Source organism: Arthrobacter rhamnosi, from assembly GCF_054510975.1.
In genome coordinates this window covers 172,362-186,152 of sequence record NZ_JBTNDN010000003.1, presented here as the reverse complement: position 1 = coordinate 186,152, position 13,791 = coordinate 172,362, and the positions used below count along the sequence as shown (strand labels likewise).

The following is a 13,791-nucleotide window of genomic DNA, read 5'->3' as shown; positions in this document are numbered from 1 at the left end:
AGGCTATGCTGCGCGCCCTCCGCCTCGCTGGCCAGGGCGTGCGCGGCGCCAATCCCCTCGTGGGCGCCGTCGTCCTCGGTGCGGACGGTGCGGTCCTCGGAGAGGGCTACCACCGTGGCGCGGGCACACCCCACGCCGAACCGGCGGCCCTCGCCGACGCCCGCGGTCGCGGCAACGACCCGCGCGGGGCCACCGTGGTGGTCACCCTCGAGCCGTGCAACCACACCGGCCGAACCGGCCCCTGCAGCGAGGCCCTCATCGGGGCGGGCGTCGCCCGCGTGGTCTACGCCGCCGACGACGTCAACGGCGCCGCGGCGGGAGGAGCCCACCGGCTGCGCAGTGCGGGCATCGACTGCGTCGGGGGCCTCGAGGCGGCGCGATCCCGCGACCTCAACGACCGCTGGACCGCAGCCCTCGCCGACGCACGCCCCTTCGTCACCCTGAAGTCGGCGCAGTCCCTCGACGGCCGGGTGGCCGCCCGGGACGGATCCAGCCAGTGGATCACTGGCCCGGAGGCGCGCGGCGACGGGCACAGGATCCGGGCCCTGGCCGACGCCGTCCTCGTGGGGACCGGGACCGTCCTCGCCGACAACCCCAGCCTCACCGCGCGGACGGACGGCGCGGAGGACAGCCGGGATGCCCAGGGCCGTCCACGCCTGCGGGTGGTCCTCGGGCAGGGGACGGTGCCGGATGGCGCCGCCATCAGGGGGCCGGGCTTCCTCCACCTGGCCACCCGCGACGTCCGTCTCGCCCTCGACGACCTGTACGGAAGGGGGGTCCGCCACCTGATGGTCGAGGGAGGCCCGCGTGTCGCCTCCGCCTTTCTGCGGGCCGGCGTCGTCGACGAGCTGTTCAGCTACGTCGCCCCGCTGATCCTCGGCGACGGCGCACCCGCCTTCCCGGAGCTCGGCGTCACCACGCTCGGCGAGGCGGAGCGCTGGCGCCTCGACGACGCCGGGGGCCCCGCCGTGCAGCAGCTCGGTGCCGACGTCCGGGTCCACCTGCGGCCTCCTCACCGAGCCCGGCCTGACCCTGCCCCACCCGCCTGACCCCACCCGCAATCCATCCACTCCCGAAGGAAGTACCAGTGTTCACAGGAATCGTGTCCGAGCAGGGCAGCGTGGTCTCACTCGAACTCGCAGCCGACGGTGAAAGCGGCCTCCTCGTCTTCGAAGCGCCCGAGACCGGCCGGGACCTCACGCCCGGGGCCTCCATCGCCGTCAACGGCGTGTGCCTCACGGCCGTCACCCTCGACGGCGGACGCGTCGGCGTCGACGTCATGGGGGAGACCCTCCGCCGGACCACCACGGGCGAGTTGCAACCGGGCGCGCCGGTCAACCTCGAGCGGTGTGTTCCCGCCGGGGGACGCCTCGACGGGCATGTGGTCCAGGGGCACGTGGACGGTATCGGTGTGCTGCTCGAGCGCGAGGACCTCGGCGCATGGCACCGGCTCCGCTTCGGGCTGCCGTCGAAGCTGGGGCGCTACGCCGCGGAGAAGGGCTCCGTGGCGATCGACGGCGTCTCGCTGACGGTCACCGCCGTCAGTGCACCGGACGAGACCGGGCAGTGGTTCGAGGTCGGACTGATCCCCACCACACTCAAGGAGACCGGCCTCGGTGCGAAGTCGATCGGGGATACGGTCAACCTGGAGATGGACGTGCTCGCAAAGTATGCCGAACGCCTGCTCGGCTTCGCCGCCGCGGACGCGCGGCAGCAGCCCGGCGCCGGGACAGGGCAGTAGTGGCCCAGGTGAATGCGGTGACGACAGGCAGTGCAGGGATGGAGGACGGCGCAGTGGCGGAGGACAGAGCAGTGACCGAGGACCAGGCAGTGATCCGCCTGGATCCCATCCGGGACGCCGTCGCGGCCATCGCCGCGGGACGAGCCGTCGTCGTCGTCGACGACGAGGACCGCGAGAACGAGGGCGACATCGTCTTCGCCGCAGAGGACGCCACCCCTGAGCTGGTGGGCTGGACCGTCCGCTGGACCTCCGGCGTCCTGTGCGTGCCGCTGCCGGGTGCCGACGCGGACCGCCTCCTCCTCCCGCCGATGACCGCCGTGAACGAGGACTCGAAGGGCACGGCCTACACGGTATCGTGCGATGCCGCGATCGGGGTCAGCACGGGCATCAGTGCCGCGGACCGCGCGCGCACCATGCAGGTGCTCGCGGATCCCGCCAGCGTCCCCTCCGACCTCACCCGGCCGGGCCACGTCTTCCCGCTGCGCGCAGCAGCCGGCGGGGTCCGCCAGCGGCCCGGACACACCGAGGCCTCCGTCGAGCTGAGCATGCTCGCCGGCAAGCGCCCCGTGGCAGTCATCGCCGAACTGGTGCACGACGAGGGCGACATGTTGCGCCTTCCTGCCCTGCGCCGTTTCGCCGACGACCACGGGATCCCGCTCGTCTCCATCGAGGACCTCGTCGCGTACCTGCGCGAGCGCGACACCTCCGACCCCGCCGACGGGCAGGCGGACACGGCCGGCGCCTGAACCAGCAGGGCGGAACGGGCGGCCGGCAGGCGCGCGGTCCGACCAGCACCAGCACCATTCAGCAGCACCACCCACCGAACACCACCCGAAGGAGAGCCATGAGCGGCCACGGAGCACCCAGCATCGACATCAGCGGACTGACCGCGGAGGGCGCCCCCCTTCGCCTCGCCATCATCGCGGCGAGCTGGCACACACAGATCATGGACGGACTGCTCGACGGCGCACGCCGCGCCGCAGCGGAGGCGGGAGCCGAGGTCACCGAGGTGCGCGTCCCCGGGAGCTTCGAGCTGCCCGTCGCCGCAGCCCGCCTCGCCCCGCACTTCGACGCCGTCGCGGCCCTCGGCGTCGTCATCCGTGGCGGCACGCCCCACTTCGAGTACGTCTGCCAGGCCGCGACGTCGGGCCTCACCGACGTGAGCGTCAGCACGGGCGTGCCGGTCGGTTTCGGCGTCCTCACCTGCGACACGGAGCAGCAGGGACTCGACCGCGCCGGCCTGCCGGGCTCCTCCGAGGACAAGGGGCACGAGGCGGTCTCGGCGGCGCTGGCGACGGCCGCCGTCCTGCGGTCGTGGACGCGGTGATCCCGGAGGTGTCCGTCACACCAGGGACCCGGAGCAACGGGTCGGCTCCGCGAGCCGATAGCCTAGGGGACGTGAAAACCTTTGATTCCCTGTTCGAGGAACTCAGCGCGAAGGCCGTGGAACGGCCGGCCGGTTCGCGGACCGTCGCGGAGCTCGACTCCGGCGTACACGGCATCGGCAAGAAGGTCGTCGAAGAGGCCGCCGAGGTGTGGATGGCCGCCGAGTACGAGTCCACCGAGAACGCCGCCGAGGAGATCTCCCAGCTGCTCTACCACCTGCAGGTGCTCATGATCGCGAAGGGCCTCACCCTGGAGGACGTCTACAAGCATCTGTAGCCGCGCATCCCGCCCGCGGCCCCCGCTTGCACCTCCTCCCTCCAGCGAAAGATCCCCATGCTCCGTGTAGCAGTTCCCAACAAGGGCGCCCTCTCCGAGGCCGCCTCGTCCATGCTCGCCGAGGCCGGCTACCGCCAGCGCCGCGACACCCGTGAACTCGTCCTCGTCGATCCCGAGAACGAGATCGAGTTCTTCTTCCTCCGTCCGCGCGACATCGCCGTGTACGTGGGCTCGGGAACCCTCGACGTCGGCATCACCGGCCGCGACCTCTTCCTCGACGCGCAGGTGAAGGCCGAGGAGCTCCTGCAGCTCGGCTTCGGAGCCTCGACCTTCCGGTTCGCAGGCCCCGTGGCGGACTTCTCGTCGGTCGAACAGCTCGAGGGCAAGCGCGTCGCGACGAGCTACGAGGGACTCCTGAAGGACTACCTCGCCGAACGCGGCATCACAGCCGCCGTCGTCCGGCTCGACGGCGCCGTCGAATCCTCGGTGCGCCTCGGCGTGGCCGACGCCATCGCCGACGTGGTGGAGACGGGCAACACGCTCCGTGCCGCCGGCATGGAGATCTTCGGCGAGCCGATCCTCAAGAGCGAGGCCGTGCTGATCGGGCGGGCCGGCGTGGAGCCCCCCGCCGGACTGGACGTGCTGCTGCGGCGCCTGCAGGGCGTCCTCGTCGCACGCCAGTACGTGATGATGGACTACGACATCCGCAAGGACCTCGTGGACGAGGCCGCCGCCCTGACACCCGGTCTCGAATCCCCGACCGTGTCACCGCTGCGCGACTCCGACTGGGTGGCCGTGCGCTCGATGGTCCGGCGGAACCAGACCAACCGCGTCATGGACGAGCTGTACGAGCTCGGCGCCCGCGCCATCCTCGTCAGCACCATCCACGCCTGCCGGATCTAGGAGAGGGCAGCCATGACCGTCGCAGTCCGTGTCATCCCGTGCCTCGACGTCGACGCCGGCCGCGTGGTCAAGGGCGTCAACTTCGAGGACCTGCGCGACGCCGGTGACCCCGTGGAACTCGCCCACCGCTACGACCGCGCGGGTGCCGACGAACTGACCTTCCTCGACGTCACGGCCTCCTCCGGGAACCGGGAGACGACGTTCGACGTCGTCGCCCGGACCGCCGAGGAGGTCTTCATCCCCCTGACCGTGGGCGGCGGAGTGAGGGAGATCTCCGACGTCGACCGCCTGCTGCGCTACGGCGCGGACAAGGCCTCGATCAACACGGCCGCGGTCGCACGCCCCGCCGTCATCAACGAGATCACCGGGCACTTCGGGGCCCAGGTCCTGGTGCTGTCCCTCGATGCACGCCGCACGCGCGACGCCAGCACGCCCTCCGGCTTCGAGGTCACCACGTACGGCGGGCGCAAGGGCACCGGTATCGACGCCGTGGCGTGGGCCCGCGAGGCAGCGGACCGGGGCGTGGGGGAGATCCTGCTCAACTCGATCGACGCCGACGGCACCAAGGAGGGCTTCGACCTGGAGCTCATCCGTGCCGTCCGGGCCGCCGTCGGCGTTCCGCTGATCGCCTCCGGCGGAGCGGGCAAGCCGGAGCACTTCCCGCCGGCGGTCCAGGCCGGAGCCGACGCCGTGCTCGCTGCGTCCGTCTTCCACTTCGGGCCCGTGGACGCCATCGCGCAGGTCAAGGCCGCCATCCGGGAGGCCGGGTTCCCCGTCCGCTGACGGACGGGACGGTCCGGCGTCCCGACCGGGGACCCTGCCGCGTCCCGACGGGCTGCGGAAGCCCCGAGGGGTCCCCGAAGGTCTCACGGTTGTCAGGGGTGTCAGGGTCCGACGTCGGCGGTCTCGAGCAGTGCGACGGCGTCGGGCTGGCCTTCGAAGGTGACCAGCGCCTGCTGCCGCCGGCCGTGGGCGTGCAGCAGCAGTTCCCCCGGGTCACCGATGATCGCCACGGAGACCGGCGCGCGTTTCGCGACGTGCCGCGGACCGCCCGGACGCACCAGGACGATGCCGAGGTCCGCGCCCCGGTACAGGAGCGCCGCCCGCTTGAGCAGTTCCTCCCAGAGGGCGTCCGCGTAGTCCTCGTCCAGCGCCCGCGGAGCCCACCGGGTGGTGGCACGGCGCACGTCCTCGGTGTGCACGAAGTACTCGATGAGGTTGGCGCTCCTGTCGATCGTACTGACGCGCATCGGCGAGAGCGCGGGCGGTCCGGCCCGGAAGCGGTCCACGAGCGCTTCATAGCCTGCCGGCGAGGCCGCACGCCCCGCCGTCTCCCGGACGAGCCGCTCCGTGAAACCGGCCAGCTTCGGGATGAGCCCGAGTCCCATGGCCGGGTTGTGCTCGCGCAGGTAGAGGTGCGCTGCCAGGTCGCGCGTCAGCCAGCCCTCACAGAGCGTGGGCGCGTCGTGGCCGGCTGCCAGAAGCGTTTCGGCCAGGACCTCGCGGGACGGGGCTACGTAGTGCATAGCTGCTGAAACTAGCATGTCGCGCCGGGGACGGGGTGGGCGCGCCGCGCGGCGCCGGGGACCGCACTAGAATCACAGGTGATGCCTTCCTCCACCTTCTCCCCGAACGACTCCTCCACTCCCTCGCCCCGGGGCCCTGCAGGGGAGCCGCCGCTCCTCGATCCGGCCATCGCCGACGCCCTCAAGAAGGACGACGCCGGACTGGTCGCCGCCGTCGTGCAGCAGTACGACACGCTCGAGGTGCTGATGCTCGGCTGGATGGACGAGGAGGCACTCCGGCGGACGCTGACCAGCGGCCGGGTAACGTTCTACTCGCGGTCCCGCTCCGAATACTGGCGGAAGGGCGACACGTCCGGCCACCGGCAGTGGGTGAAGGGCGTGGCCCTCGACTGCGACGGCGACGCCCTGCTCGTCACGGTCGACCAGGAGGGCGCGGCCTGCCACACCGGCACACGCACATGCTTCGACGGCCGGGCCCTGCCTGCCGAGACCGCGAGCCGAACCGACGCAGAAGGACTCTGACTCCATGCAGCAGCTGGGCACTATCCGCCCCACCCTCGAGGAATTCCGCGACCTGGCCCAGGCCCGGCGCGTCGTTCCCGTGCACCTCAAGGTCCTCGCCGACGCGCACACGCCGATCGGCATCTACCGCAAGCTCGCCGCCGGGCAGCCCGGGACCTTCCTCATGGAATCCGCCGCCGTCGGAGGTGTGTGGTCGCGTTACTCCTTCATCGGCTCCCGTTCGCGCGCCACACTGACCACCCGGAACGGGGAGGCGCACTGGCTGGGCGAGCCGCCGGCGGGTGTCCCCGTGGGCGGGAACCCCGTCGAGGCGCTCCGCCTGACGGTCGAGGCCCTGCGGACCGAGCGCTTCGACGAGCTTCCCCCGTTCACCTCCGGCATGGTGGGCTTCGTCGGCTGGGAAGCGGTCCGGCGGTGGGAACGGCTGACCAGCCCGCCCGAGGACGACCTCCTCCTGCCCGAGCTCGCGATGAACCTCGTCTCGGACCTGGCCATCCACGACAACTCCGAGGGCTCGCTCACCCTCGTCGCGAACGCCATCAACTTCGACGGCACCGACGCCCGCGTGGACGAGGCATGGCACGACGCCGTCGCACGGGTCCGCTCGATGCTCGCAAGACTCGCCGAACCCGCCGAACCCGCCATCTCGGTGATGGCCGAGGACGCGCCGAGCGCCGAGGCGTCCATGGGCCGCGTCCGCGAGTCCTGGTTCGAACCCGACTACCTGCGGGCGATCGAGCGTGGCAAACGCGCCATCGTGGACGGCGAGGTCTTCCAGGTGGTCATCAGCCGCCGCTTCGAGATCGAGTGCGACGCCTCCGCCCTCGATGTGTACCGCATCCTGCGCACCACGAACCCGAGCCCCTACATGTACCTGTTCAGCCTCGAGGACGCGGACGGGCGGGCCTACTCGATCGTGGGGAGTTCCCCGGAGGCCCTCGTCACCGTGACGGGCGACGAGGTCATCACGCACCCGATCGCGGGATCGCGGCCGCGCGGCAGGACCACCGAGGAGGACCGCGACCTCGCCGTGGAGCTCCGGGCCGACACGAAGGAGAAGGCGGAGCACCTCATGCTCGTCGACCTGGCCCGCAACGACCTGTCCAAGGTCTGCGAGCCCGGCAGCGTCGACGTCACGCAGTTCATGGAGGTGGAGAAGTTCAGCCACATCATGCACCTCGTCTCCACCGTGGTCGGCCGGCTCTCGCCCGCGAAGAGCGCCTACGACGTCCTGGCGGCGACCTTCCCCGCGGGAACGCTCTCCGGCGCGCCGAAACCCCGGGCCCTCCGCCTCATCGACGAGGTCGAGCCGCACCGCAGGGGCATCTACGGGGGAGTGGTGGGATACCTGGACTTCGCCGGGGACATGGACATGGCGATCGCCATCCGGTCGGCCCTCCTGCGCGAGGGCAAGGCCTACGTGCAGTCCGGCGGCGGGATCGTCGCGGACTCGGTCCTCGAGACCGAAGCACTCGAAACGGTCAACAAGGCCGCCGCGCCCCTCCGGGCGGCGCTGACCGCTGCGGGCCTGCGACCGGCGACCGCGGAGGCCCCGTGAGCACCTCCGAGCCTCCCGTTCCGCGCCGCTTCATGCGCCGCGGCGTCGTGGTGATGGGGATCGTCCTCCTCGCACTGGTCGCCTTCGGCTCGACCACCCAGACCTGGCTCACGGTGCGCCTTCCGCAGGACGCCGTCCAGACGCCCGACCTCACCATCCCGGGCAGCGACGCGTCGACCCCCGTCACGGCCTTCGCGCTCGTCGCGCTCGCCGCTGCCCTCGCCGTCTCGATCGCGGGTCGCGTGGCCCGCTGGATCATCGCCGTCATCCTCGTGCTCTCCGGCTTCGGGATCGTGCTGTCCAGCGCTTCCGTGGCCCTCGATCCCGAGGCCGCCGCCGAACCCGCCATCGGCACGGCCATCGGCGTCAGCGGACTCGCGGGAGCCGAGGCCACCGCGAGCGCCCTGCCCTGGCTCGCCGTGGGCGCCGGCGTCCTGCTGGTCCTCGCCGCCGCGTGGGTGGTGCTCGCCGGCCGGACCTGGGGTGTGAACAGGCGCTACGACGCCGGTGCGTCCCGGGCTTCGCAGGGGCCAGCAGGAGACGTCCGGCCCGACCCGTCGACCGGCGACGTGCCACCCGGCGTCGTGCCCGACGGTGCACCGGACTCCGACCGCTCCGAGCGTTCGGGCGTTCCATCGGGCGACCAGGCCGGGACAAGCGGACGGTCCGGCGCGACGGCGTCGCAGCCCGACCCGGAGGGTGACGCGCCCGGAGCGCCCTCCGGCACCGGGCGTCCGTCCACCGGCCGCGTGAGCGCCCACGCCGACGAGATCGACAGCTGGGACGAACTCTCGCGCGGCAACGACCCCACGGGCTAGCCGCCCGACGACAGGCTCGGCCGGTCTCCGCCACCTCTCCGGCGCCGGTCATCGTTCCGCCGGGCCGCCGCATCGATGGCAGAATGGGACGAGACCCGTTCGAAGGAGATTTCCCATGGCATCCGACACCCGTAACGCCGCTACCCGTAACACCCCCGCGAACCACGCCCAGATGGGCGATGAGACGATCGGTCACGGCAACAGCCCCGCTGCGTGGACGTGCGTGCTGATCATGCTCGCCGGTGCCGCGCTCTCCTCCTTCGCGTACGTCTTCGCCAGCACCGAGGGGAACCACGACTTCGGGACGCTGCTCTTCTGGGTGGGCATCGGCATCATGGTCGTCGGCCTCATCGTCGGCTTCATCCTGCGCAAGATCGGCTACGGCGTGGGCGGCTCGAAGCTCAAGAACAACGGCCACTAGATGACGGTCCTCGACGACATCATCGACGGCGTCCGGGAGGACCTCGCGGAGCGCCGTCGGGCCCTGCCCCTCGAGGACGTGAGGGCCACGGCCCTCGCGGCTCCCGCTCCGCTCGACGCCTTCCGGAGCCTCGGTGCGGGTGAGGGCGGCCCGCTGGCCGTCATCGCCGAAGTCAAGCGCAGCAGCCCGTCCAAGGGCGCGCTGGCCGACATCGCCGACCCTGCCGCCCTCGCCGCCTCCTACGAACAGGGCGGCGCAGCCGTCATCTCGGTGCTGACCGAGGAGCGGCGCTTCGGCGGGTCCCTCGCCGACCTCGATGCCGTGCGTGCCGCCGTCGGGCTCCCCGTGCTCCGCAAGGACTTCACGATCGACGAGTACCAGATCTGGGAGGCACGCGCCCACGGCGCCGACGTCGTCCTCCTGATCGTCGCGGCACTTCCCGACGACGACCTCAGGTCCTTCCTCGCGCTCACCCACCAGCTGGGCATGAATGCGATCGTGGAGACCCACACGGCGGACGAGGTCCGGCGCGCGGTCGCGGCGGGAGCCCCCATCATCGGCGTCAACGTCCGCAACCTGAAGACCCTCGACATCGACCGCGGCGTCTTCGCCGAACTCGCGCACCTCATCCCGCCCGGCACGGTGGTCATCGCCGAATCGGGCGTGCGGGACGCGGCCGACGTCGCCGACTACGCAGCCAGCGGCGCCCACGCCGTCCTGGTCGGGGAAGCACTCGTCCGGCATCAGGACCCCTCGGCGACCATCGACGAATTCCGCCGGGCGGGCAGCAGCGCCTGGAGCAGCAGAGGCGCAGCAGCGCGCGGCTGACACCGTTCGAACCTGCTGCGGCGCGGGGCGCGGCCCAGGACAGCAGGCAACGAACCGGCCATCACCGGTTCACCACCCGGAGGAACCACCGCCCGGGTCAGCACCAACAGGACAGGAACGCTGAAGTCATGACCGATACGCACCAGGGCACGGGCCACGACGGCGCCGAGGCCGGAGCAGCGGACACCATCGACGCCGGAACGGCCGAGGCTTTCCTCAGCCACGACCAGAGCCTGCGCCACGCCCCCGGTCCCTACTTCGGCTCCTACGGCGGACGATGGATGCCGGAGTCGCTGATCGCCGCGCTCGACGAACTGCAGGACACGTTCGATAAGGCCAAGGCGGACCCCGACTTCACGGCGCAGGTCGCCGACCTGAACAGGAACTATGCCGGCCGGCCGTCGCTCCTGACGGAGGCCCAGCGTTTCGCCGAGCACTGCGGCGGCGTGCGTGTCTTCCTCAAGCGTGAGGACCTCAACCACACCGGCTCCCACAAGATCAACAACGTGCTCGGCCAGGCCCTGCTGGCCAAGCGCATGGGCAAGACACGGGTCATCGCCGAGACGGGTGCCGGACAGCACGGCGTCGCGAGCGCCACGGCGGCCGCGCTGCTCGGCCTCGAGTGCGTGGTCTACATGGGCGCCGAGGACACGCGCCGGCAGGCCCTCAACGTCGCACGCATGCAGCTGCTCGGTGCGACGGTCATCCCCGTCACCAACGGCTCGCAGACGCTCAAGGACGCCATCAACGACGCCCTGCGCGACTGGGTGGCCAACGTCGAGACCACGCACTACCTCCTCGGAACGGCTGCCGGCGCGCACCCCTTCCCGGCCATGGTGCGGTACTTCCACGAGGTCATCGGCGAGGAGGCGCGCTCACAGATCCTCGAGCAGACCGGGAAGCTCCCCGACGCCGTGTGCGCCTGCGTCGGTGGCGGCTCGAACGCCATCGGGATCTTCCACGGCTTCCTCGACGACCGCGACGTGGCACTGTACGGCTTCGAGGCCGGGGGCGACGGCGTCGAGACCGGGCGGCATGCGGCCACCATCACGCTCGGCCGCCCCGGCGTGCTGCACGGAGCCCGCTCCTACCTCATGCAGGACGAGGACGGGCAGACGATGGAGTCGCACTCGATCTCCGCCGGCCTGGACTACCCGGGCGTCGGGCCCGAGCACGCCTACCTCGCCGACATCGGACGGGCGAACTACGAGCCCATCACCGACGCGGAGGCCATGGAGGCGTTCAAGCTCCTCAGCCGCACCGAGGGCATCATCCCCGCCATCGAGACAGCGCATGCCCTCGCCGGGGCCATGAAGGTCGGCCGGCGCCTCGCCGCCGATCTCGGGCCGGGGGAGCAGGCTTCGGACAGGGTCCTCATCGTGAACCTCTCCGGCCGCGGCGACAAGGACGTGGCAACCGCCGCGGGCTACTTCGATCTGCTCCCGGACGACAGTGCCGAGCAGGAAATCGCCCAGGAGGGTGAACAGCTGTGACCAGGCATTCCACGGACCGCCCGACCGCCCGCACGAGCGACCACGCGACCGACGCTCCCGTCGGCCGTCACGCCGGAACCATTGCGGACGGGTCGAAGGCCGCCGCCGCGATCGAGAGGGCACGGAGCGAGGGTCGCGCCGCGCTGATCGGCTACCTGCCGGCGGGCTTCCCCGACGTCCAGGCCACCATCGACGCCGGCATCGCCATGGCGGAGAACGGGATGGACCTCATCGAGATCGGCATCCCCTACTCCGACCCCGTCATGGACGGCTCCGTCATCCAGGAGGCGACGGTCGAGGCGCTGGCCAACGGCTTCACCGTCCCGCAGATCTTCGACGTCGTCGAGGGAATCACCCGCAGCACCGATGCGGCCGTCCTCGTCATGACCTACTGGAACCCGGTCATGCGGATGGGCGTGCGCAACTTCGCCGAGCGCCTCAAGGCGGCGGGCGGGGCCGGGCTGATCACGCCCGACCTGATCCCCGACGAGGCCGCCGAGTGGCTCGAGGCCTCCGAGGAGCTGGGCCTCGACCGTGTCTTCCTCGTGGCGCCCTCCACGTCGCCCCAGCGCATGCAGAACACCGTCGACGCCAGCAGGGGGTTCGTCTATGCCGTGTCCGTCATGGGCGTGACCGGCGCGCGGTCCTCGGTCGGCACCGCGGCCCGCGCGGTGGTCGATGCCGCCCACGGAGCCGGTGCCGAACGCGTGTGCGTGGGCCTCGGCGTCTCCTCGTCGGCCCAGGTCCGCGAGATCGGCGCCTACGCCGACGGCGTCATCGTGGGCACGGCCCTCGTGGCCGCCCTGCGCGACGGCGGAGTGGCAGCCGTCGCAGACCTCACGCGCGAGCTGAGCACCGGGACGCCCAAGGCATCCTCGTGATCGGCCTCGCTGCGTCGATCCCGAGCCCGCCCGCCGAGTGGGCGAGCTTCGGCCTCGGCCCGGTCACCATCCACGCCTACGCGCTGTGCATCCTGGCCGGCATCATCCTCGCGCTCATCCTCACGCAGAAGCGTTTCGTCTCCTTCGGGGGCTCCGCCGACGCCGTGTGGGACATCGCGATCTGGGCCATCCCGTTCGGCATCATCGGTGGCCGGCTCTACCACGTCTTCTCCTCGCCCGACGCCTACTTCGGACCCGAGGGTGACCTCGCCCGGATCCCGCAGATCTGGCAGGGCGGACTCGGTATCTGGGGCGCCATCGCACTCGGCGCCGTCGGAGCGTGGATCGGTGCACGACGCGCCGGGGTGAAGCTCTCGGCCTTCGCCGATGCCGGGGCACCGGGCGTGCTGCTCGCACAGGCCGTCGGCCGCCTGGGCAACTGGTTCAACCAGGAACTGTTCGGCGCGCCGACCACCCTGCCCTGGGGCCTGGAGATCGATGCCGACAACGCCAACTTCCCGATCGACCAGGAACCGGGCACGCTGTTCCACCCGACCTTCCTCTACGAACTCCTCTGGAACCTCGCAGGAGTAGCGCTCCTGCTGCTGCTGGCGCGGAAGTTCCGTCTCCGCGGCGGGCGCATGTTCTGGCTCTATGCCGCGTACTACACGCTGGGGCGCGTCTGGATCGAGACGCTCCGCATCGACGACGCCGAGATGGTCACGCTCTTCGGCGTGACGCAGCGGCTCAATGTGTGGACGAGCATCGCGGTCTTCGTGGTCTCCCTGGCCATCCTCGTGTTCCTCGCCGTCAAGCGCCGTCCCGTCGAGGCGCCGTCCGTCTACCTCCCCGGCCGGGAGCCGCAGGCCGACACCCCGGTAGAGGCATCGGCGGGCGCGGCATCGGATGCGTCGGGCGGCGCATCGGACGACGGGTCTGCCGGCGAGGCCGGGAACGCTGTCTCCGGTGCCCGCTCCGCGGGAACCGGTCCGACGGCGGAATCTGACGCCGGGGACACGCCCGGTTCCGCCGGGACCGATACCTCGCGGAACGGCGGTGTCCGGTCGACGGAAGCTGCCGAAGCAGGTTCGCCGCGCGGGTCCCGTAACGCTTCAGCCACAGGTGCCCACCCAGCGGACAAAGGGCCGAGTGCGCGGAATGATCGTGGTAATCTTTCCGAGACAAACGGCTCCTGAGTGACGATCCGCGTTCCGGGACCCCGCGAAAGCGGAGCCGCGGGACTCGGCCCCCGACAGCAGTCCCCGGGCCACCGCCCCTCAAGGACGCGACACCACACTGTTGTGGACCCTGGTGCGACGGCCGGATAACCTTCCTGTCCGCACCGACACCGCCCCCGACCGGCGCAGGACGACTACCCCATTGCCCGCCAATAGCGCCGGGCAGCGCCGGCCAGGCGATGGGCACACGATACAAGAAC

The 13,791-nt window shown here is 71.4% G+C and carries 16 protein-coding genes; 15 read left to right on the top strand and 1 reads right to left on the bottom strand.

Features of this window, described 5'->3' with window-relative positions; all coding sequences use genetic code 11:
- Positions 1-5 precede the first annotated feature (5 nt).
- The 7 genes from ribD to hisF all read left to right on the top strand — a co-directional run bounded on the left by ribD (position 6) and on the right by hisF (position 5,089).
- Complete coding sequence (gene ribD, locus ACX80J_RS09255; protein ID WP_459347549.1) at positions 6-1,049, top strand: bifunctional diaminohydroxyphosphoribosylaminopyrimidine deaminase/5-amino-6-(5-phosphoribosylamino)uracil reductase RibD; 1,044 nt, start codon at positions 6-8, stop codon at positions 1,047-1,049.
- Between the two features lie 38 nt (positions 1,050-1,087).
- A complete protein-coding gene (locus tag ACX80J_RS09250) occupies positions 1,088-1,741 on the top strand; it encodes a riboflavin synthase (RefSeq protein WP_459344539.1) in 654 nt (217 codons plus the stop codon).
- A 38-nt stretch (positions 1,742-1,779) separates the two neighbouring features.
- Complete coding sequence (gene ribB, locus ACX80J_RS09245) at positions 1,780-2,487, top strand: 3,4-dihydroxy-2-butanone-4-phosphate synthase (protein ID WP_459347732.1); 708 nt, start codon at positions 1,780-1,782, stop codon at positions 2,485-2,487.
- 98 nt (positions 2,488-2,585) lie between these two features.
- The gene (gene ribH, locus ACX80J_RS09240) at positions 2,586-3,068 is read left to right on the top strand and encodes a 6,7-dimethyl-8-ribityllumazine synthase (protein ID WP_459344537.1); all 483 of its coding nucleotides are present in this window, start codon (positions 2,586-2,588) and stop codon (positions 3,066-3,068) included.
- Positions 3,069-3,139: 71 nt separating this feature from the next.
- Positions 3,140-3,403 (top strand): phosphoribosyl-ATP diphosphatase, encoded by a 264-nt coding sequence (locus ACX80J_RS09235; RefSeq protein WP_459344536.1) that lies wholly within the window; start codon positions 3,140-3,142, stop codon positions 3,401-3,403.
- A 57-nt stretch (positions 3,404-3,460) separates the two neighbouring features.
- Positions 3,461-4,306, top strand: a complete 846-nt coding sequence (gene hisG / locus ACX80J_RS09230; RefSeq protein ID WP_459344535.1) for an ATP phosphoribosyltransferase — start codon at positions 3,461-3,463, stop codon at positions 4,304-4,306.
- A 12-nt stretch (positions 4,307-4,318) separates the two neighbouring features.
- A complete protein-coding gene (hisF, locus tag ACX80J_RS09225; RefSeq protein WP_087073328.1) occupies positions 4,319-5,089 on the top strand; it encodes an imidazole glycerol phosphate synthase subunit HisF in 771 nt (256 codons plus the stop codon).
- A gap of 101 nt (positions 5,090-5,190) precedes the next feature.
- Here the strand turns inward: hisF and ACX80J_RS09220 are convergent, their stop codons facing one another.
- Positions 5,191-5,832 carry a TIGR03085 family metal-binding protein gene (locus ACX80J_RS09220; protein WP_459347548.1) on the bottom strand — a complete coding sequence of 214 codons (642 nt, stop codon included), beginning with the start codon at positions 5,830-5,832 and terminating at the stop codon, positions 5,191-5,193.
- 81 nt (positions 5,833-5,913) lie between these two features.
- On the opposite strand from ACX80J_RS09220, the gene hisI reads away from it, so the two are divergent.
- The 8 genes from hisI (at position 5,914) to lgt (ending at position 13,549) form a co-directional block, all read left to right on the top strand.
- Positions 5,914-6,354: a phosphoribosyl-AMP cyclohydrolase gene (gene hisI / locus ACX80J_RS09215; protein ID WP_459347547.1), complete on the top strand. Its 441-nt coding sequence runs from the start codon at positions 5,914-5,916 to the stop codon at positions 6,352-6,354.
- 4 nt (positions 6,355-6,358) lie between these two features.
- Positions 6,359-7,912: an anthranilate synthase component I gene (locus tag ACX80J_RS09210; RefSeq protein WP_459347546.1), complete on the top strand. Its 1,554-nt coding sequence runs from the start codon at positions 6,359-6,361 to the stop codon at positions 7,910-7,912.
- Positions 7,909-8,730: a Trp biosynthesis-associated membrane protein gene (locus ACX80J_RS09205; RefSeq protein ID WP_459347545.1), complete on the top strand. Its 822-nt coding sequence runs from the start codon at positions 7,909-7,911 to the stop codon at positions 8,728-8,730. Before ACX80J_RS09210 ends, ACX80J_RS09205 begins: the two co-directional genes overlap by 4 nt.
- Before the next feature lie 172 nt (positions 8,731-8,902).
- On the top strand, positions 8,903-9,151 hold the full coding sequence (locus ACX80J_RS09200) for an HGxxPAAW family protein (protein ID WP_459347731.1): 249 nt from the start codon (positions 8,903-8,905) through the stop codon (positions 9,149-9,151).
- Positions 9,152-9,979: an indole-3-glycerol phosphate synthase TrpC gene (gene trpC, locus ACX80J_RS09195; RefSeq protein ID WP_459347544.1), complete on the top strand. Its 828-nt coding sequence runs from the start codon at positions 9,152-9,154 to the stop codon at positions 9,977-9,979. It begins immediately after the preceding gene.
- Between the two features lie 128 nt (positions 9,980-10,107).
- Positions 10,108-11,472: a tryptophan synthase subunit beta gene (trpB, locus tag ACX80J_RS09190; protein ID WP_459347543.1), complete on the top strand. Its 1,365-nt coding sequence runs from the start codon at positions 10,108-10,110 to the stop codon at positions 11,470-11,472.
- An 80-nt stretch (positions 11,473-11,552) separates the two neighbouring features.
- Entirely contained in the window at positions 11,553-12,353 is an 801-nt protein-coding gene (gene trpA / locus ACX80J_RS09185; protein WP_459344746.1) for a tryptophan synthase subunit alpha, read from the top strand.
- On the top strand, positions 12,350-13,549 hold the full coding sequence (gene lgt, locus ACX80J_RS09180) for a prolipoprotein diacylglyceryl transferase (RefSeq protein ID WP_459347542.1): 1,200 nt from the start codon (positions 12,350-12,352) through the stop codon (positions 13,547-13,549). The genes trpA and lgt overlap by 4 nt, the downstream gene beginning before the upstream one ends.
- The last annotated feature ends 242 nt before the right edge of the window (positions 13,550-13,791 follow it).